The organism is Actinophytocola sp. NPDC049390 (genome assembly GCF_044466355.1).
Taxonomy (GTDB): domain Bacteria; phylum Actinomycetota; class Actinomycetes; order Mycobacteriales; family Pseudonocardiaceae; genus Actinophytocola.
In genome coordinates this window covers 114298-132840 of record NZ_JBITMQ010000020.1, presented here as the reverse complement: position 1 = coordinate 132840, position 18543 = coordinate 114298, and the positions used below count along the sequence as shown (strand labels likewise).

General features: G+C 68.6%; 18 protein-coding genes. 11 read left to right on the top strand and 7 right to left on the bottom strand.

What is annotated here, in order from left to right:
• Window positions 1-378: 378 nt before the first annotated feature.
• Window positions 379-1350, bottom strand: coding sequence for a 2-dehydropantoate 2-reductase (locus ACIBVP_RS40725; protein ID WP_396111906.1), 972 nt, complete (start codon window positions 1348-1350; stop codon window positions 379-381).
• A gap of 76 nt (window positions 1351-1426) precedes the next feature.
• Between ACIBVP_RS40725 and ACIBVP_RS40720 the strand changes: the two genes are divergently transcribed.
• From ACIBVP_RS40720 to ACIBVP_RS40690, 7 genes are all read left to right on the top strand, one after another.
• Window positions 1427-1678 carry a DUF6457 domain-containing protein gene (locus ACIBVP_RS40720; protein WP_396111905.1) on the top strand — a complete coding sequence of 84 codons (252 nt, stop codon included), beginning with the start codon at window positions 1427-1429 and terminating at the stop codon, window positions 1676-1678.
• An 88-nt stretch (window positions 1679-1766) separates the two neighbouring features.
• The gene (locus ACIBVP_RS40715; protein ID WP_396111904.1) at window positions 1767-3479 is read left to right on the top strand and encodes a thiamine pyrophosphate-binding protein; all 1713 of its coding nucleotides are present in this window, start codon (window positions 1767-1769) and stop codon (window positions 3477-3479) included.
• A gap of 12 nt (window positions 3480-3491) precedes the next feature.
• A complete protein-coding gene (frc, locus tag ACIBVP_RS40710) occupies window positions 3492-4721 on the top strand; it encodes a formyl-CoA transferase (protein WP_396111903.1) in 1230 nt (409 codons plus the stop codon).
• Between the two features lie 115 nt (window positions 4722-4836).
• The gene (locus ACIBVP_RS40705) at window positions 4837-7005 is read left to right on the top strand and encodes an acetate--CoA ligase family protein (protein ID WP_396111902.1); all 2169 of its coding nucleotides are present in this window, start codon (window positions 4837-4839) and stop codon (window positions 7003-7005) included.
• A 178-nt stretch (window positions 7006-7183) separates the two neighbouring features.
• Entirely contained in the window at window positions 7184-8707 is a 1524-nt protein-coding gene (locus ACIBVP_RS40700; protein ID WP_396111901.1) for an Nramp family divalent metal transporter, read from the top strand.
• A 12-nt stretch (window positions 8708-8719) separates the two neighbouring features.
• On the top strand, window positions 8720-9259 hold the full coding sequence (locus ACIBVP_RS40695; protein ID WP_396111900.1) for a hypothetical protein: 540 nt from the start codon (window positions 8720-8722) through the stop codon (window positions 9257-9259).
• An 82-nt stretch (window positions 9260-9341) separates the two neighbouring features.
• The gene (locus ACIBVP_RS40690; protein ID WP_396111898.1) at window positions 9342-10343 is read left to right on the top strand and encodes a TerC family protein; all 1002 of its coding nucleotides are present in this window, start codon (window positions 9342-9344) and stop codon (window positions 10341-10343) included.
• Window positions 10344-10779: 436 nt separating this feature from the next.
• Here the strand turns inward: ACIBVP_RS40690 and ACIBVP_RS40685 are convergent, their stop codons facing one another.
• The 3 genes from ACIBVP_RS40685 to ACIBVP_RS40675 all read right to left on the bottom strand — a co-directional run bounded on the left by ACIBVP_RS40685 (window position 10780) and on the right by ACIBVP_RS40675 (window position 12085).
• Entirely contained in the window at window positions 10780-10944 is a 165-nt protein-coding gene (locus ACIBVP_RS40685; protein WP_396111897.1) for a hypothetical protein, read from the bottom strand.
• Window positions 10945-11058: 114 nt separating this feature from the next.
• The gene (locus ACIBVP_RS40680) at window positions 11059-11220 is read right to left on the bottom strand and encodes a hypothetical protein (RefSeq protein ID WP_396111896.1); all 162 of its coding nucleotides are present in this window, start codon (window positions 11218-11220) and stop codon (window positions 11059-11061) included.
• A gap of 103 nt (window positions 11221-11323) precedes the next feature.
• The gene (locus tag ACIBVP_RS40675) at window positions 11324-12085 is read right to left on the bottom strand and encodes a GntR family transcriptional regulator (RefSeq protein WP_396111894.1); all 762 of its coding nucleotides are present in this window, start codon (window positions 12083-12085) and stop codon (window positions 11324-11326) included.
• A gap of 267 nt (window positions 12086-12352) precedes the next feature.
• Between ACIBVP_RS40675 and ACIBVP_RS40670 the strand changes: the two genes are divergently transcribed.
• A complete protein-coding gene (locus tag ACIBVP_RS40670; RefSeq protein ID WP_396111893.1) occupies window positions 12353-12571 on the top strand; it encodes a hypothetical protein in 219 nt (72 codons plus the stop codon).
• A gap of 21 nt (window positions 12572-12592) precedes the next feature.
• Here the strand turns inward: ACIBVP_RS40670 and ACIBVP_RS40665 are convergent, their stop codons facing one another.
• Together ACIBVP_RS40665 and ACIBVP_RS40660 are read right to left on the bottom strand one after the other, a co-directional pair.
• The gene (locus ACIBVP_RS40665) at window positions 12593-13351 is read right to left on the bottom strand and encodes a hypothetical protein (RefSeq protein ID WP_396111892.1); all 759 of its coding nucleotides are present in this window, start codon (window positions 13349-13351) and stop codon (window positions 12593-12595) included.
• A 115-nt stretch (window positions 13352-13466) separates the two neighbouring features.
• Entirely contained in the window at window positions 13467-13808 is a 342-nt protein-coding gene (locus ACIBVP_RS40660) for a DoxX family protein (RefSeq protein ID WP_396111891.1), read from the bottom strand.
• Window positions 13809-13868: 60 nt separating this feature from the next.
• Here ACIBVP_RS40660 and ACIBVP_RS40655 point away from each other — a divergent pair, with 60 nt between their 5' ends.
• Window positions 13869-14744, top strand: a complete 876-nt coding sequence (locus ACIBVP_RS40655; protein WP_396111889.1) for a LysR family transcriptional regulator — start codon at window positions 13869-13871, stop codon at window positions 14742-14744.
• 334 nt (window positions 14745-15078) lie between these two features.
• Here the strand turns inward: ACIBVP_RS40655 and ACIBVP_RS40650 are convergent, their stop codons facing one another.
• Window positions 15079-16389 (bottom strand): MFS transporter, encoded by a 1311-nt coding sequence (locus ACIBVP_RS40650; RefSeq protein WP_396111888.1) that lies wholly within the window; start codon window positions 16387-16389, stop codon window positions 15079-15081.
• 94 nt (window positions 16390-16483) lie between these two features.
• On the opposite strand from ACIBVP_RS40650, the gene sucC reads away from it, so the two are divergent.
• Window positions 16484-17647: an ADP-forming succinate--CoA ligase subunit beta gene (gene sucC / locus ACIBVP_RS40645; RefSeq protein WP_396111887.1), complete on the top strand. Its 1164-nt coding sequence runs from the start codon at window positions 16484-16486 to the stop codon at window positions 17645-17647.
• A gap of 2 nt (window positions 17648-17649) precedes the next feature.
• Window positions 17650-18543, top strand: coding sequence for a succinate--CoA ligase subunit alpha (gene sucD / locus ACIBVP_RS40640; protein ID WP_396111886.1), 894 nt, complete (start codon window positions 17650-17652; stop codon window positions 18541-18543).

The following is an 18543-nucleotide window of genomic DNA, read 5'->3' as shown; positions in this document are numbered from 1 at the left end:
GATCAACGCCTTCGCCATCACCTTCGGTGACCGCTGGCCGGGAGCCGAGACCTACTGATCAACAACGCCGGAAACACCGATCATGGGATAGGCCCCTCGCGCAGGCCGAGTTGTCGATTTCGTGCAGGTCCTGCCGGGGGCTGGTGTGCACGAATCGTCCTACTCGGTGTGTTCGGGCGCGTGACTCGCGGTGTTCAGGCACGGCGAGTCGCGTGCTCGCGCTGGGTGAGTTGTCGAGTTCGTGCTGGTCCGCGGGGGGCTGGTGTGCACGAATCGTCCTACTCGGTGTGTTCGGGGGCGCGACTCGCGGTGTTTTGGGATGGGGCGAGGCGCGCACCTGGGGGGTGCGCGCCTCGTGGGGTGGGGGTGGTGGGTGGGTTAGTTGCAGGTTTGTTCGTTTAGTAGGTCGGCTAGTGCGGAGACGACTCGTAGCGTTGGGGCTTCCGCGCCGGTCAGGTTGGCCAGTTCGACCACTGCTGTCAGGATCACGTCCAGTTCCATGGGTTTGCCCTTCTCCAGGTCCTGGAGTGTGGACGTCTTGTGTTCGCCCGCTCTCTCGGCGCCCGCCATGCGGCGGTCGATGGAGATCTCCGGGTAGCTGCCGAGGCGGGCCGCCACGTCGAGGGTTTCCCGCATCATGCGGACCACGACCTCGCGGGTGTCGAGGTGTTGACAGATCCCCTTCATCGTCGCGCGGGTCAGCGCGCTGATCGGGTTGAAGGCGATGTTGCCCATGAGCTTGAGCCAGATGTCCTTGCGCAGGTCCGGCTCGACGGGGCACTTGAGGCCACCGGCGATCATCGCCTGGGAGAACTCCGTGCAGCGGGCGGAGATCTCGCCGGTCGGCTCGCCGATGGAGAACCTGGTGCCCTCCAGGTGTTTGATCACCCCCGGCGACTCGATCTCCGTCGCCGCGTAGACGACGCAGCCGATCGCTCTCTCGACGGGCAGCGCCGCGCTCACCGCGCCGCCGGGGTCGACGCTGTTGATCCGGTAGTCCCGGTACTTGGTCTCGGTCCCGTGGAAGTACCACCACGGGATGCCGTTCTGCGCGGCGATGATGGTGGTCTCATCACCGAGCAGCGGCTTGATCATCGGCCCGGCGTCCGCGTACCGGTTCGCCTTCAGGCCCAGGAAGATGTGGTCCACCGGACCCACCTCCACGGGGTCGTCGGTGGCGTGCGGACGGGCTTCGAAATCACCTCGGGGGCTCACGACGCGAACCCCCGACTCCTGGATTTTCCGCAGGTGGGGACCTCTGGCTATGAGGTGGACCTCGACGCCCGCCCGGTGCAAAGCGGCACCGACGTACGCGCCGATGGCGCCTGCCCCAAGAACAGCAACTTTCACCGCAAGCTCCGTTCTTGTATTCAAAGGGTCTACTGCATACAGTATGAGATGTTAGGCGAAACGAGAAGTGGTGAGCATGGACGACATCGCGGATTGGACCTCGAAGGCCGCTGGCGAGCTCGGCATACCAGCAGGTCAGGCCGATATCGCGGAACTGCTCGCCCTCACGAGGGATGTGCAGCGCGCGGTGGCGAAACCCGCCGCGGTCATGGCCGTCTACCTGCTCGGCGTCGCGGTCGGTCGCGGCGCGGATCGCGGGGAGGCTGCCGCGCGGCTCGCGGACCTCGCGGAAAAGTGGTCAGGCCCCACCTGCGACTGGCGCGACTGAAGAGACCTGGACCTGGACCTTCCCCCTCACTAGAGTCATACGGTATGCAGTATGCGCCAAGTCCACCTTTAAGGAGATGACGACACAGATGGCTTCACAGGCACAGACGCCGGGCGGTACCTCGGAGGGCAACCCCGAGATGATCTCCGGCGGGCATCTGGTGGCGAAGGCGCTCAAGGCCGAGGGCGTGGACGTGATCTTCACGCTCTGCGGCGGCCACATCATCGACATCTACGACGGATGTGTCGACGAGGGCATCGACGTCATCGACGTACGCCACGAGCAGGTGGCCGCCCACGCGGCGGACGGGTACGCACGCATCACCGGCAAACCGGGCTGTGCCGTCGTCACCGCGGGCCCCGGTACCACCGACGCGGTGACCGGCGTGGCGAACGCCCTGCGTGCCGAGAGCCCCATGCTGCTGATCGGCGGCCAGGGAGCGCTCTCCCAGCACAAGATGGGGTCGCTGCAGGACCTCCCGCACGTCGACATGATGAACCCGATCACCAAGTTCGCCGCGACCGTGCCCAGCACCGAGCGCGCGGCCGACCTGGTGTCGATGGCCTTCCGGGAGTGCTTCCACGGCGCCCCGGGCCCGTCGTTCCTCGAGATCCCGCGCGACGTGCTCGACGCGTCGGTGCCGCTCGAGAAGGCGCGGATCCCCAAGGCCGGCGCCTACCGCGCCTCGACCAAATCGTCCGGTGACCCCGAGGCCATCGAGAGGCTGGCCGACCTCGTGGTCGGCGCGGAGAAGCCGTGCGTGCTGCTCGGCAGCCAGGTGTGGACCACGCGCGGCACCGACGCGGCCGTCGAGTTCGTCCGCGCGCTCAACGTGCCCGCGTTCATGAACGGCTCCGGCCGCGGCACGCTGCCCCCCGGCGACCCGCACCACCTGCAGCTCTCGCGCCGCTACGCGTTCCAGAACGCCGACCTGATCATCATCGTCGGCACCCCGTTCGACTTCCGCATGGGCTACGGCAAGCGGCTGTCGCAGACGGCGACCGTCGTGCAGATCGACCTCGACTACCGCACGGTCGGCAAGAACCGCGACATCGACCTCGGCATCGTCGGCGACGCGGGCGCCGTGCTCGCCGCGGTCACCCAGGCCGCGTCCGGCCGGGTCGACAACGGCGCCGTGGCCCGCAAGGCCTGGCTGGAGGAGCTGCGCGCGGTCGAGACCCAGGCCTACGAGAAGCGCCTCCCGCGCCAGCTCTCGGACGCCGCGCCGATCGACCCGTACCGGCTGGTGCACGAGATCAACGAGTTCCTCACCGAGGACTCGATCTACATCGGCGACGGCGGCGACATCGTCACCTTCTCCGGCCAGGTCGTGCAGCCCAAGTCGCCCGGCCACTGGATGGACCCCGGTCCACTCGGGACGCTCGGCGTCGGCGTGCCGTTCGTGATGGCGGCCAAGTACGCCCGGCCCGACAAGGAGGTCGTCGCGCTCTTCGGTGACGGCGCCTTCTCGTTGACCGGCTTCGACTTCGAGACGCTCGTGCGGTTCAACCTGCCGTTCGTCGGCATCGTCGGCAACAACTCGTCGATGAACCAGATCCGCTACGGCCAGATCCAGAAGTACGGCGCGGACCGCGGCCGGGTCGGCAACACGCTCGGCGACGTGCGCTACGACGAGTTCGCGCGGCTGCTCGGTGGCTACGGCGAGGAGGTCCGCGACCCGAAGGACATCCGCCCCGCGCTGGAACGTGCGCGGGAGAGCGGTCTCCCGTCGCTGATCAACGTCTGGGTCGACCCCGAGGTCTACGCGCCGGGGACGATGAACCAGACCATGTACAAGTAAAGGGGCTTGCACATGCGCAAGGCACTGGAGGGCGTGCGGGTTCTCGACATGACCCACGTCCAGAGTGGACCGTCGGCAACACAGATCCTGGCGTGGCTCGGGGCGGACGTGGTGAAGCTCGAGGCGGTGACCGGCGACATCACGCGCAAGCAGCTGCGTGACCTGCCGGACGTCGACAGCCTTTACTTCACGATGCTGAACTCCAACAAGCGCAGCATCACGCTGAACATGAAGGACCCCAAGGGCAAGGCGCTGTTCACCGAGCTGGTGAAGAAGTTCGACGTGCTCGCGGAGAACTTCGGTCCCGGGGCGGTGGACCGGATGGGCTTCCCGTGGGAGAAGCTGCGGGAGATCAACCCGAAGCTGATCTACGCGTCGATCAAGGGCTTCGGCGACGGCCCGTACAAGTACTACAAGGCGTACGAGGTCGTCGCGCAGGCCATGGGCGGCTCGATGTCCACGACCGGCTTCGAGGACGGGCCGCCGCTCGCGACCGGTGCGCAGATCGGTGACTCCGGCACCGGCATGCACGCGGTGGCGGGCATCCTGGCCGCGCTCTACCAGCGGGAGCACACCGGCCAGGGCCAGCGCGTCACGGTCGCCATGCAGCACGCGGTGCTCAACCTGTGCCGGGTCAAGCTGCGCGACCAGCAGCGCTTGGCGCACGGCCCGCTGAACGAGTACCCGAACAAGGAGTTCGGCGACTCGGTGCCCCGTTCCGCCAACGCGTCCGGCGGCGGGCAGCCGGGCTGGGCGATCAAGTGCGCGCCCGGCGGCCCGAACGACTACATCTACGTGATCGTCCAGCCGGTGGGCTGGGCGCCGATCACGAAGCTGATCGGCAGGCCGGAGCTGGCGGACGACCCCGAGTGGGCGACGCCGGAGGTGCGGCTTTCCAAGCTGGACAAGATGTTCCAGCTGATCGAGGACTGGTCGTCGGCACACGGCAAGTGGGACGTGCTCACGATGCTCAACGAGCACAACATCCCGTGCGGGCCGATCCTCTCGACCAAGGAGATCATCGAGGACGAGTCGTTGTCGGACAACGAGATCGTCGTCAAGGTCGACCACCCGGAGCGCGGCGAGTTCACGACGGTCGGCATGCCGATCAAGCTGTCGGACTCCCCGGCCGAGGTGAAGCGCTCTCCGCTCCTGGGGGAGCACAACCAAGAGATCTACGGAACCGAACTCGGCATCTCCGAGAGCGAGATGGCCGAACTCAAGGCGAGTGGAGTGATCTGAGGATCATGACGGCAACACGGGAGCGGCGCGAAGGAGCGGTCGCCGCCTGGACTGAGGAGCGCGCGCAGGCGCGTCAGCGCCGAGCACGCGACGAGGGAAGGGGGCGACTCAGCGCATGAGCGTAGCGACCAGTTCCACACTGTCCGGTGTGGACAAGGCGGCGGTTCGCGAGGTACTTGACGAGGTCAAGGCCGCGGGCCGGGACTCGCTGACCGCCCCGGAAGGGAAGCGGGTCTGCGACGCGTACGGGATCCCCACCCCGCGTGAGGGTCTCGCCACGTCCGCGGACGAGGCAGCGAAGCTCGCCGAGGAGATCGGCAAACCGGTGGTGGCGAAGATCGTCTCCCCGGACATCCTGCACAAGACCGAGGCGGGCGGCGTCATCGTCGGCGTCGAGGGCCCGGACGCGGTACGCGCCGCGTACGAGAAGATCCTGGCGAACGCCAAGGCCTACAAGGCCGACGCGGACGTCACCGGGGTGCAGATCCAGGAGATGGTGGGCGGCGCGGGCAGCACCGAGGTCATCGTCGGCGCCACCACCGACGGCACGTTCGGCAAGGTCGTCGCGTTCGGCCTCGGCGGCGTGCTCGTCGAGGTGCTCAAGGACGTCACGTTCCGGCTCGCGCCGGTCGACGACGCCGAGGCCAGGTCGATGGTCACCGGCATCCAGGCCGCCGAGGTGCTCCAGGGTGCCCGCGGCGCCGAGCCCGCCGACCTCGACGCGCTCGCCGACGTGATCGCGAAGGTGTCGCAGCTGGTCGACGACTTCCCGGAGATCAGCGAGTTCGACCTCAACCCCGTGTTCGCGTCGGCGAGCGGCGCGGTCGCGGCCGACGTGCGGATCCTCCTGGAGACCGAGGAGCGTGCCAGGCCCGTGCAGCACTCGCAGGAGGACATCCTGCGGGCGATGAACACGATGATGAACCCGCGTTCCGTCGCGGTCATCGGCGCGTCCGACCAGGCCGGCAAGATCGGCAACTCGGTCATGAAGAACCTGATCAACGGCGGCTACGCGGGGGAGATCTTCCCGATCAACCCCAAGGCCGACGAGATCATGGGCCGCAAGGCGTACAAGTCGGTGGGCGACGTGCCGGGTGACGTGGACGTCGCGGTGTTCGCGGTACCGGCGAAGTTCGTGCCCGCCGCGCTGACCGAGTGCGGTGAGAAGGGCGTCACCGCGGTCGTGATGATCCCGTCCGGGTTCGCCGAGACCGGCAACCAGGAGCTGCAGGACGAGATCGTCGAGATCGCCAACCGGTACAAGGTCCGGATGCTCGGCCCGAACATCTACGGCTACTACTACACGCCGCAGAACCTGTGCGCGACGTTCTGCACGCCGTACGACGTGAAGGGCGGCGTCGCGCTGACGTCGCAGTCCGGCGGCATCGGCATGGCGATCCTCGGCTTCGCCCGCACCACCAAGATGGGCGTGTCCGCGATCGTCGGCCTCGGCAACAAGTCCGACGTGGATGAGGACGACCTGCTGACGTTCTTCGAGAACGACGACAACACGCAGTGTGTCGCCATGCACCTCGAGGACCTCAAGGACGGCAGGGCGTTCGTCGAGACCGCCAAGCGGATGACCAAGAAGAAGCCGGTCGTCGTGCTGAAGGCGGGCCGCACCGACATGGGCGCCCGCGCGGCCAGCTCCCACACGGGCGCGCTCGCCGGTGACGACAAGGTGTACGACGACATCCTCCGGCAGGCGGGGGTGGTGCGTGCCCCGGGCCTCAACGAGATGCTCGAGTACGCCCGCGGTCTTCCGCTGCTGCCCACGCCGAAGGGCGAGAACGTCGTCATCATCACCGGTGCGGGTGGTTCTGGTGTGCTGCTGTCCGACGCGTGTGTCGCGGAGGGACTGTCGCTGATGGACATCCCGCCGGACCTCGACGAGGGTTTCCGCAAGTTCATTCCCCCGTTCGGGGCCGCGGGCAACCCGATCGACATCACCGGTGGCGAGCCGCCGTCGACCTACGAGGCCACGATCCGCCTCGGCCTGGAGGACGACCGCATCCACGCGCTCATCCTGGGCTACTGGCACACGATCGTCACGCCGCCTATGGTCTTCGCCGAGCTGACCGCGAAGGTGGTGGAGGAGTACCGAGCCAAGGGCATCGACAAGCCCGTGGTGGCGTCGCTCGCCGGTGACACCGAGGTCGAGCAGGCGTGCGACTACCTCTTCGACCACCGGGTCGTCGCGTACCCGTACACCACGGAACGTCCCGTGGCCGTGCTGGGCGCGAAGTACCGGTGGGCGCGGGCCGCGGGCCTCATCGGCAGTTGATTACGAGCTTGACCGCGGAGGGAACGGCGGTCAATGGGGCCGGCCGAGGCTGACCGACCCGCAAGATGGGTGATCGAGCAGGGGTCAACAGGCAGGCGGCAGGAAGCGGGTCCTTCCGCGGACGTGAGGGTGTGGCGGCCGCGGAAACCCGCTTCACGAAGTGATTTCTGGAGGTCCAATGGTGGATTCTCACAACCCCCCGGGCGCGGGGCTGTCCTCGGGCAGCGGCGCGGCCGAGGCGACCGTCGCGGGGGCGGGTGAAGAACGCGTCTGGCGAGCCGGGGGGCTCGAGCCGATGCCCATCCGTCCGCTTCCCGAGGCGCCACCGTCCATCCACCTCCTCGGGCCGACCGTCTTCCTGGTCGCGCTCGGCGTCGGTATGGGCGAGTCGTACATGTGGCCCCGTCTGGTCCTGGTGTTCGGACCGGAGATCAGGTGGCTGTTCCTGATCGGTGTCACCATCCAGGCGGTGGTGATGCTCGAGATGGCACGCTATGCGATGGCCACAGGGGAGAGCATCTTCACCGGTGCGGCACGTGTGTTCAAACCGTTGATGTGGTTCTTCTTCGTGACGGCGATCCTGGTCTACATCTGGCCGGGACACCTCTCCGCGGGCGCCTCGGCGTTCGAGGAGATAACGGGCATTCCGTGGGTCGTGACCGCCTGCGTTGCCCTGATCCTGGTCGGGATCATCTTCAGCCTGGCCAGTGTCATCTACGACCTGCTCGAGAAGGTGCTGGGCCTGCTCATCGGGCTGCTCGTGGTGGGTACCGCGATCATCGCGTCCATCGTGGGCAGCTGGGGCGACCTGGGCAGCACGCTCGGCGGCATGTTCGCCTTCGGGTACGTCCCGGACGGCATGCTGAACGAGACGTGGTTCCCGATCGTGGTCGGGTCGATCGCCTTCGCGGGCCCGTCGGGCATGCAGCAGATGTGGTACACGCTGCACCTGCGGGAAAGTGGCGCCGGCATGGGTGCGCACGTGCCCAAGGTCCGGGGTCTGCGCAGCGCGAAGGACGAGGAACAGGTACCCGCGCGCGGGTTCATGTTCGACACGTCCGACCCCAAGGAGATGGAGAAGTGGCGGGGTTGGCGCAAGTGGGTGACGTTCGACGCGTTCCTGTTGTTCTGGGGCATCACGATGCTGGTGACGGTGTCGTTCACGGTGCTCGCCCAGTCGGCGTCGCGGGAGAACCCGAACGTCAAGACCCTCATCGAGGGCGGTGACCGCGACGCGGCGCTACGCGCCATGTCGGATGCGTTCGCGTCGGCGGGCGGGTCGCTCCTCGGCGGGGTGTTCTTCGGGTTCATCGCACTGATCGGGTTGAACGCCACACTCGGTCTGTTCGACTCGTTCTCGCGAGGACAGGCGGACATGACCTACTTCAACATTCCCGGCGCGCGGCGATTCCGCATGTCGCATCTCTACGCCGGGTTCCTGTGGGGCGTCATCACCTTCGGCATCCTCATCCTGTTGTTCGGACCCGCTGACGGACCCAGCGGGATCCTCGACATCCTGGCGTTCTTGTCCTCGTTCGCCATGGGTGCCTACTGTGTGACGTTGTTGCTGGTGAACAACAGGATGTTGCCGAAACCGATCCGCCCGAGGTGGTGGTCGAACGCGATCATCGGCTTCGGTGCCGTGTTCTACCTGGGCATGCTGTTCTACTGCCTCTTCGCCTACGGTGTGGTACTGGATTAAGGACTGAGTGCGATGCACCTGTTTCGTCTGGCCCGGTTGACACTGCCCGGGCTCGCAGTGGGGTTCATCGCCGGCGTGCTCGCCGGCGGGCTGGCCGCGTTCGTCGGCCAGCCCGCCGGGTGGGCGCTGGTCTCCGCGCTGACCCTGGGCGTCCCGCTCGGACTCCTCGGCGCGGGGTACACGCTGCTGTTGATCAACGGCAAGGTGCGGCTCGGCGGGTTCGCGCCCGCCGCGGTGTACTGGCTGATCGGTTTCCCGCTCGCGCGGATGCTGCACGAGATCCTCACCCGGTTCATCCTCACCGGGCAGCCGGGGTTACCGGAGGACCCGCTCGGTTTCCTGGCCTACCAGGGGATCGTGAGCGCCGGGTTCGCGATCGGGTTCCTGTGGCTGCACGAGCGGGTCGCGCCGAAGTACTGGCAGAAGCTGGCCGCGTACGACGCGGACGCGCGTGACGTGTACATGCGGTACGCCGAGCACGCGCGTGCGCTGTTCGAGGCGAGCCAGCGGCGCAAGGCCGCCCGCGGCAGGCCGCGCACCACGGTGCGCTGAAGTACCGGTAACTTCAGGATGCCTGCCGATGCACCAGCCAGGTGCACCGGTGGGTTCTTCCTGCGCGCCGAAAGGTTGCTAGATGAACGTCCCGGCATGGTTGTGGGTGGTGACCGGCATCGGTCTCATCGCCGTCATCGTCTTCGACTTCTACCTGATCTCACGCAACCCCCGCGACCCGTCGATGCGCGAGTGCACGGCGTGGATCGGGGTCTATGTCGGCCTCGCGGTCCTCTTCGGACTCGGCGTGCTGGTGTTCGAGGGCCCGCAGTACGGCGGCGAGTTCTTCGCGGGCTGGATCACCGAGTACTCACTCTCGGTGGACAACCTCTTCGTCTTCGTGATCATCATGTCGTCCTTCGCGGTGCCCAGGGAGTACCGCCAGAAGGTCCTGTCGATCGGCATCGTGATCGCGCTGGTCATGCGTGGCGTGTTCATCATGGTCGGCTACGAGGCGATCACCCGCTTCGACTGGCTCTTCTACGTCTTCGGCGCGTTCCTCGTCTACACGGCGTACAAGCTGATGGCGCACAAGGACGAGGAGGAGGACGAGTTCAAAGAGAACGCGATGCTCCGCTTCGTCAAGAAGATCGTCCCGGCGACCGACAAGTACGAGGGCGCCCGGATGACGACGAAGGTGGCCGGCCGCCGCATGGTGACGCCGATGCTCATCGTGATGGTCGCCATCGGCACCACGGACCTGCTGTTCGCCCTCGACTCCATCCCGGCGATCTTCGGGCTGACGAAGGAGCCGTACCTGGTCTTCACGGCCAACGCGTTCGCGCTGATGGGGTTGCGGCAACTGTTCTTCCTCATCGGCGGGCTGCTGGACAAGCTCGTGTACCTGTCCGTCGGGCTCTCCGTCGTGCTCGGGTTCATCGGCCTGAAGCTGATCGCGGAGGCACTCCACCACGACGGCGTGTCGTGGGCGCCCGAGGTGCCGATCCTCGTGTCGCTGGGGATCATCGTGGGCACGCTTGCCATCACCACGGTCGCCAGCCTGTGGAAGGTGCGGCGCGACCGTGACAAGGAACTGGACTCGCTGACGGACGAGTCACAGGTGAGCGACCCGGATCCCGCCTGACCCGGTGGACCGGGCCCCACGGACCGGGGCCCGGTCCACCACGCCGAACGGGCTGAGCCGCACGGACCGCGGCCCAGCCCGTTCGCTTTCGTACCCGTCGGTGAACGCACTGAAGGACCCCTTCGGTGCGTTGGGTGCGCCTGACGGGGTCCTTCGGCACGCGGGCCTGAAGTGGCGGGCTGGGCTGCACGGACCGCGGCCCAGCCCGCCGTCGCAGGGCCCGGACAGGGCCCGCGAAAACAGGGTCTCACCCATCACAAGCATGCCACCGCATTCTGTGGCGACACTCGTATCCGTCTCGCGTGATGGGATGCGCCGGCGGGCGGATGTGGGTAAGTTTCCACACACGCGACAAAAAGCTCGGGCCGTACGGACCACGACCCGAGCTTCGAGTGGGACTGGGCCGCACGGACCGCGGCCCAGTCCCGGTCACACGTCAGACGGTCTCGCGGACCGGCTGTTCACGCAGGTACTCCTCCGCCTTGCGGGCGGTGTCCTGGCGCTGCTTCTCCATCGCGGTGTCGAGGGCCAGGCCGAGGCGACGGCCATCGGCCGACCAACCCCGAGGAGACTTCGTGAGCGACGTCAGCCACTTACGCATCTTTTCTCACCTCCTGGTGCGGCACCGAGGCGTACGGACCACGTCTCGATCCCACTTCTCTCAACCACGCTCAGGGGTTTCCCCATACCACCGGTGAGCACACCGAGGTGGTCGTCACACCCGTGCCGGGCGCTCGGAAACGGGCTGGTCGCGCAGGAAGTCCTCCACCTCACGGGCGGCCTCCTGGCGCTGCTTCTCCATGGCGGCGGCGAGGCCGAGGCCGAGGGCACGGCCGTCGGCGTTGAAGCCACGCAGCGTCTGCAGCCAGTTACGCATCTACTTCACCTCCTTGCGGGCAGCACTGGTAAACCCACGGTCGCGGCGTCGCGGCCAGGGTCGGGCGGGCACCCGGTCACGGGTGCCCGGGAATCGGGGGTGGTCAGCCCTTGGCGGGCGACCGGCGACGACGGCGGGTCGGCAGCTCGAGCAGCTCCTGCTCCTGCTCACCGTCCGCGTCGCGCTGTTCGAGGTAGGACTTCCTCGTCCGCTCGGTGTGTTCGGCCATGATCCGGGCGGCGGCGTCGGCGTCCCTGTTCTCGATCGCGTCGATGAGTTTCGCGTGCTCCTGCCACGACTGCTTGCCGCGCTGGCGGGCGATCGGCGTGTAGTACCAGCGCACCCGGCGGTCGACCTGGGTCGCGAAGTCCAGCAGCACCTTGTTGCCCGACAGCTCCGTCACGCAGCGGTGTACCGCGGCGTTCATGGCCACGGCGGTGTCCACGTCGTCCGCGGCCAGCGCCTCCAGGCCCTGCTTGTTCAGGTCGCGGAGGCGTGCGATGCCCTCCTCGTCGGCGTTCGTCGCCGCCAAGCGTGCCGACTCGCTCTCGAGCAGCGTTCGAACGGCGAGCAACTGGTCCGCCTCGTCGGGGGTCGGCTGGTGCACGAACGCGCCGTAGCCGGGCCGCAGGTCCACCCATCCCTCGTTGTTCAGCCACTGCAGTGCCTCACGCACGGGCTGACGGGAGACACCCAGCATCTGCGCCAGTTCGCTCTCCACGAGGTGCTGGCCGGGGGCCAGTCGCCGGGAGATGATCAGCTCCTGCATCGCCTGGTAGACGTGCTCACGCAGGGGCACTGGCCGATCGATCCGGCGAGCCGCCAGTTCCTTTGGCAACTCGGTCGGCTGCATGGTGGTCTCCATCGGGAGTGAGTATGTTCAGCAGGTAGCCGATAAGATGGATCTCGTCGACTGCCTACAGCATACAGTCCGGCGTTGTCCGTTTACGGCACTCGTGAGCGCGTTCACAGTCAGTGATCAGTAACTCTGAGCCGATAGATGTCGTCGATCGACGGAGAGTGTTCTCCGGACCTCTGCGTTGTTCGGCGGCGGCATCCCGCGTGACGCGGATGGGGGAACGGAAAGTTCACTCGATCGTGCATCGTTGGTGAGACGAACAGGGCCTCGGTGATGCGACGACGCCTCGCTGTGCTGGCCGCGCTCGCCCTGCTGACTGCGGGATGCGGTGCGGAGGAACCGTCCGGCTCCGGCCCGCCGAGGATCCCGGACCTGGTGCTGCCGAAGTGGCCGGCGGAGATCAACCAGGACTCGGTGTCGACGATCGCGGAACTGGCGGAGAGCGAAGGCGTGCTGCGGAGCAAGCCGGACATCGCGGAGCTGATGCCGTAGGCGCGGTGCGGCTCGTCCGCGTCACCGCACCGCCGGGGTGGGTGGGTGGAACCGTGTGGTGCCCATGAGGTACGCGGACTGGCCGTCGATCAGTCCGGTCGCGTGCCGGCCGTGCTCGATGTCCCTCGCGCTCGCCCCCATGACCAGGTCGGCCGTCCTGGCATCGGCCAGGTTCAGCAGCCGCTGCTTGAACCGGGCCGCGGCCGGGTTGTCGGCGGTCCCGGCGATGTCGTAGATCTCGAACCGGCGCAGGTGCAGGCAGTCGGTGCCGGGCTCCGGGTGCGGGCCGGTCTCGACCATCCGGACGGGCGTGAACTCCAGCGAGGCCACGTCGTCGATCAGCTCGGGGTGACCGACCTCGTCCAGTTCTTCGGCCAGTTCGCGGCGCAGGCATTCGGTCGCCGATTCGCGGCCCGCGCCGCTGTCGAACCAGCGTTGAAACCTCTTCACCGAGCGGGAACTGATGTATCCGCGCAGATCGTGACGTTGTTTGCCGATCATGTCCGCGGCTCTCGGTTCGTCCTGGAAACCCAGTGCTTCGAGCTGTGCCTCACCTTCGCCGACGTACTTGTACACGCCACCGGGCGGCCCGTACGACCCCGGTCGATTGATGGAGTGGAACAGCACGTAGCGGTCGTCATCGCGGACGCGTAGCAGGGCACAGAACGACACCCGGACGCGGCGCGGCGCGGCGACGAGCCGAAGGCGGTGCCGCCAGATGACGACGGCGGTGCCGGCCATCGCCGAAGTGATCAAACCGGTCACGATCTCGCCGATCACCGCCACCTCCGACGGGTCCCGTCCGCACTGGGACATTCCATCGTCGCAGGGGGTTTGTTCCCGCGGCAAGAACGCGACCGGAACTGCGGGGCGAAATGCCGGTACCGCTACGGGGTCACGGGGTGAGTTGCCAGACCAGCACGCCGGTCGCCAGCGCGAGGAAGACCGCCGGGTAGGCGATGTTGTGGAAGATCCGTTTCCACACGTGGATGCCGACCGCGCCCACGAAGAACAGCACCAGCCCGGCCGCGGCCGCCGTGCCGATCAGTGGGACACCGACTAGCCCCAGCAGCAATCCGGCCGCCCCGGCGGCCTTCAACGCCCCCAGGGCCGGGACCCAGGCCGACGGTAGGTCCAGCTGGGCGGCGTTGTTCAGTACGAAGCGGGCATGCAGGAAGTCGGCCACCGCGGCCCACAGGTTCACGGCGGCGGTGACCAGTGTCAGAACGACGTACACGACCCCACCCTCCGACGCGGGGCGGGGCACGTCCAATACCTGCGTCTATAACCTGTCGGCATGGATGTCGACACGCGTCTGCTGCGGTACTTCGCCGCCGTCGCCGAGGAGGGGAACCTCACCCGCGCCGCCGAGCGGTTGTTCGTGTCGCAGCCCGCGCTGACCAAGCAGGTCAGGCAGCTGGAGGACCGCCTCGGGGTCCGGCTCTTCGACCGGTCGCGCGCGGGCATGGCCCTGACCGAAGCGGGCAGGGCGCTCGCCGCCCGGGTCCCGCCGCTGCTCGGCGAGTGGGACCGCGTCCTGCGCGAGACGAGGCGCGCCGCGAGCCAGGTGCTGCGCGTCGGGTTCCTCGCCAGTGCGGCGAACGAGGCGACACCGGCGATCATCAGCGCCTTCGGGGAGCGGCGGCCGGGCTGGCGGGTGGACATGCGGCAGGCTTCCTGGGCCGACCCGACCGCGGGCCTCGCGGACGGCGACGTCGACGCGGCGCTGGTTCGTCTCCCGTTCCCCGGCCAGGAGGCGTGGCGCGTCGAGGTCCTGTTGGCCGAACCCCGTTGCGTCGCGCTCCCGAGCGGCCATCGGCTGTCCACACGCGACGTGATCGCCTTCGACGAGCTGTGGGACGAGCCGTTCGTCTCCGCGCCGGTCGAGACCGGGCCTTGGCGCGACTACTGGCTCGCCACCGACCAGCGGCCCGGCGAGCCGCGGATCGGTGCCGTGACCGAGCACCCGGACGACTGGCTGAGCGCCATCGCCAACGGCTACGGCGTCGCCCTGGCACCCGAGTCCGCCGCCCGCTACTACGCGCGGCCCGGCGTCACCTACCGGCCGGTCACCGGGATCAGCCCGACCCAGGTCGGCGTCGCCTGGTCACCCGCGGACGACGACAACCCCGCGGTCCGGGACTTCGTCGCGTGCTGCGTGGAGCACCGATGACACTGCTGTTCCTCACGGGCCACGCCTCAGGGCGCTCGGCTGCGACCTCGTGTGGGCCACGACCGGAATGTCCGACGTGCCTCGGGCCGACCGTTCGCGTGGGTCGACGACGAGATCACCGCCGTCGACCGCCGCTGGGTGACCGCGCACCACGCGGGGCACACGCTCCCGCCGCCGCACGTGCGTTCGCGTTCGACGAGCCCGGCTACCAGGCCGGGGCGTACCGGGGACGTGCCGCTCCGCCGGTGACGCAACGGGCTGCGCCGCGCCATGTGGGAGTTCCCCGGCGCCGACGTCGAGGTGCACCACTGGCGTTTCGGCGGCCGTCGCTGAGTCAGGACTCCGAGGTCGCCACCCGCTGCGGCGGCAGACCCGGCAGGAAGCGGCCCGGCTGGCGCAGCTTCACGCACAGCACCGCCGACCCGGCCGCCAGCGCGCACGCCAGCAGCAGCACCGGCGTGTACCCCCACGACGGCACGACCGCCGCGCCCGCGCCTACGCCCAGCACGCCGCCGAACGCCTTCGCGCTGTAGACGGCCGCGTGGGTGCGGCGCGCGCCCGCGCTCTGGTCGCCGAAGAACTCCCTGACCAGCGACGCGAACAGCGGGTAGAACGCGCCGCCGCCGACGCCGGCCAGCACGCACGCGAACACGAGCATCGGCGCCGCTCCCGTGCTGGCCGCCGACGCCAGGAACAACTGCCCCAGGCCGAGCACCGCCAGCACCCAGCCGAGCGTGCGGGTTCGGCCGATGCGGTCCGACACGCGGATCGCCACGGCCCGGCCCGCGCCGTTCGCGCCCAGCAGGACGCCGGTGCCCACCGCCACGACCGCGAGCGGGACGTCGATCGTGCCGCCGAGCGTGGCCAGGAACGTCACGTCGAACAGCGACACCGCGCTGGCGATGAACAGGATCAGGTACATCAGCGGCGCCACCCCGGTCCGCATGGCCTCGCGTGGCGAGTACTGCCGCACGGCCGACGCGCGCTGTTCCAGCACCCACGACCTCGGGTCGACGGTCGGCGGCCACCAGTTCGCGGGTGGGTCGACCAGCACGGCGCCCGCCGCCAGGACCACGAGGAAGATCACCGCCGCGGTCACGGGCAGTGCCGAGCCCAGCGGGGCGAACAGGAACGCCACCGCGAACGGCACGGAGCCGTACGCGAAGGCGCCCGTCGCGAGGCTGACCTTCGCCGCTGCCCGTTCCGGGTACCACTTGGCGACCGTCGCCGAGCAGGTCGCGTAGACCAGGCCGGCGCCCGTGCCGCTCAGCACGGAGTACCCGACGACGGCGGCGAACCGGTCCCCGAACGCGAGCGAGAGCGGGCCGAGGGGGAGCAGCACGGCCCCGGCGACCATCGCGGTGCGTGGTCCGATCCGGCCGCGTTCCCGCAGGAACGCGACGGGGAATCCGGCGCCGGCCTGGAAGACCGTCCACAGTGCGAGCAGCCAGAACACGTCGAGCGCCGACCAGCCGCGGTCGACGAGCGACGGCACGAGCGAGCCGAACCCGTACTGCAGGACGCCGATCGCGGCCATCGCCGCCCACGACGCCCTGAGCATCCAGGCGCGGTCACGACCGACCAGCTCGTCCGGTTCCGGGCCGACCTGGAAACGACGGCCCAAAAAGTCAACAGAGGTGCTCATCACGGACCCCTCCCTGGACAACGGGTTCCATACTGCATACAGTCTACAACACATGGTGGTGCCGGTCACAGCCCGAAAATCGAAAGGTAGGCGCGTGGACCTGTACGAGTACCAAGCGAAAGACCTCTTCGCGGCGCACGGCGTGCCGGTGGGTCCAGGCCAGCGGGTGGTCACCGACGCGGGTGCCGCGTCGAGCGCCGCCGCCGAGTTCGGGGTGCCGGTCGTCATCAAGGCACAGGTGAAGACGGGGGGCCGCGGCAAGGCGGGCGGCGTCAAGCTCGCCACCGACGCCGGTGACGCCCTCGCGAAGGCCGAGAGCATCCTCGGTCTCGACATCAAGGGGCACACGGTCCGGCGGGTGCTCGTCACGCCCGCGTCCGAGATCGCCGAGGAGTACTACTTCTCGTTCCTGCTCGACCGCGCGAACCGGACGTTCCTCGCGATGGCGTCGGCCGAGGGCGGCATGGAGATCGAGCAGCTCGCCGTGGAGCGCCCCGAGGCGCTCGCGAAGATCCCGATCGACGCGAACGATGGCGTCGACCTGGCCAAGGCACGCGAGATCGCCGCGATCTTCCCGGCGGACGTCCAGGAGGCGGCCGCCGAGGTGATCGTCAAGCTGTGGGAAACCTTCGTCGCCGAGGACGCGACGCTCGTGGAGGTCAACCCGCTCGTCCGCGACGGTGCCGGGCAGATCGTCGCGCTGGACGGCAAGGTCACGCTCGACGAGAACGCGTCCTTCCGGCACCCGGGGCACGCCGAGCTGGTCGACGCCGAGGCGGAGGACCCCCTGGAGGCGGCCGCGAAGGCCAAGGACCTCAACTACGTCAAGCTCGACGGCGAGGTCGGGATCATCGGCAACGGCGCGGGCCTCGTGATGTCCACATTGGACGTGGTGGCGTACGCGGGCGAGGAGTTCGGCGGCGTGAAGCCCGCGAACTTCCTCGACATCGGCGGTGGTGCGTCGGCACAGGTGATGGCCGACGGGCTGGAGATCATCCTGTCCGATCCGGACGTGAAGTCGGTGTTCGTCAACGTGTTCGGCGGCATCACCGCCTGCGACGCGGTCGCGAACGGGATCGTGCAGGCGTTCGGGCTGCTCGGCAACGTGACCAAGCCGGTCGTGGTCCGGCTCGACGGCAACAACGCCGCGCAGGGCCGCGAGATCCTCGACGCCGCCGCCCTGCCCGGCCTGACCCGCCTCGACACCATGGACAGCGCGGCCCGCAGCGCCGCCGAACTCGCCGCACAGGGGGCGTAGCTATGGCGATCTTCCTCAACGAGGACAGCAAGGTCATCGTCCAGGGCATGACCGGGGCCGAGGGCCGCAAGCACACCGCGCGCATGCTCGCCGCGGGCACGAACGTGGTCGGCGGCGTGACACCCGGCAAGGGCGGGCAGAAGGCCGAGATCGGCGACAAGAACCTCCCCGTGTTCAACTCCGTCGCCGAGGCGATGAGCGAGACCGGCGCCGACACGACGGTCGTGTTCGTGCCGCCGAAGTTCGCCAAGGGCGCGGTGAACGAGGCGGTCGACGCCGGCATCGGGCTCGCCGTCGTGATCACCGAGGGCATCCCGGTGCACGACACGGCCGCGTTCTGGGCGCACGCCTGCGCGACCGGGAACCGCACGCGCATCATCGGGCCGAACTGTCCCGGCGTGATCAGTCCCGGCAAGTCGAACGCGGGCATCATCCCCGCCGACATCACCACGTCCGGCCGGATCGGGCTCGTGTCCAAGTCGGGCACCCTGACCTACCAGCTGATGTACGAGCTGCGCGACATCGGGTTCTCGACCGCCGTGGGCATCGGTGGTGACCCGATCATCGGCACCACGCACATCGACGCGCTCGCCGCGTTCGAGGCGGACCCCGAGACCGAGCTGATCGTGATGATCGGCGAGATCGGCGGCGACGCCGAAGAACGCGCGGCCGCGTTCATCGCCGACAACGTGACCAAGCCGGTCGTCGGCTACGTCGCCGGGTTCACCGCGCCGGAGGGCAAGACCATGGGGCACGCGGGCGCGATCGTGTCCGGTTCGTCGGGCACGGCCGCGGCGAAGAAGGAAGCCCTCGAAGCAGCGGGCGTGAAGGTGGGCAAGACTCCGTCGGAGACCGCAGAGCTGGCCAGGGCGAGCCTGGTCCAGACCGTCGCCTAG

What these genes read in the sequence shown, in the direction of transcription:
- ACIBVP_RS40720 (WP_396111905.1), top strand. Translation starts at nt 1,427, where the DNA reads ATGGACGACATCGCGGATTGGACCTCGAAGGCCGCTGGCGAGCTCGGC.
- ACIBVP_RS40715 (WP_396111904.1), top strand. Translation starts at nt 1,767, where the DNA reads ATGGCTTCACAGGCACAGACGCCGGGCGGTACCTCGGAGGGCAACCCC.
- frc (WP_396111903.1), top strand. Translation starts at nt 3,492, where the DNA reads ATGCGCAAGGCACTGGAGGGCGTGCGGGTTCTCGACATGACCCACGTC.
- ACIBVP_RS40705 (WP_396111902.1), top strand. Translation starts at nt 4,837, where the DNA reads ATGAGCGTAGCGACCAGTTCCACACTGTCCGGTGTGGACAAGGCGGCG.
- ACIBVP_RS40700 (WP_396111901.1), top strand. Translation starts at nt 7,184, where the DNA reads ATGGTGGATTCTCACAACCCCCCGGGCGCGGGGCTGTCCTCGGGCAGC.
- ACIBVP_RS40695 (WP_396111900.1), top strand. Translation starts at nt 8,720, where the DNA reads ATGCACCTGTTTCGTCTGGCCCGGTTGACACTGCCCGGGCTCGCAGTG.
- ACIBVP_RS40690 (WP_396111898.1), top strand. Translation starts at nt 9,342, where the DNA reads ATGAACGTCCCGGCATGGTTGTGGGTGGTGACCGGCATCGGTCTCATC.
- ACIBVP_RS40685 (WP_396111897.1), bottom strand. Translation starts at nt 10,944, where the DNA reads ATGCGTAAGTGGCTGACGTCGCTCACGAAGTCTCCTCGGGGTTGGTCG.
- ACIBVP_RS40680 (WP_396111896.1), bottom strand. Translation starts at nt 11,220, where the DNA reads ATGCGTAACTGGCTGCAGACGCTGCGTGGCTTCAACGCCGACGGCCGT.
- ACIBVP_RS40675 (WP_396111894.1), bottom strand. Translation starts at nt 12,085, where the DNA reads ATGGAGACCACCATGCAGCCGACCGAGTTGCCAAAGGAACTGGCGGCT.
- ACIBVP_RS40670 (WP_396111893.1), top strand. Translation starts at nt 12,353, where the DNA reads ATGCGACGACGCCTCGCTGTGCTGGCCGCGCTCGCCCTGCTGACTGCG.
- ACIBVP_RS40655 (WP_396111889.1), top strand. Translation starts at nt 13,869, where the DNA reads ATGGATGTCGACACGCGTCTGCTGCGGTACTTCGCCGCCGTCGCCGAG.
- ACIBVP_RS40650 (WP_396111888.1), bottom strand. Translation starts at nt 16,389, where the DNA reads ATGAGCACCTCTGTTGACTTTTTGGGCCGTCGTTTCCAGGTCGGCCCG.
- sucD (WP_396111886.1), top strand. Translation starts at nt 17,650, where the DNA reads ATGGCGATCTTCCTCAACGAGGACAGCAAGGTCATCGTCCAGGGCATG.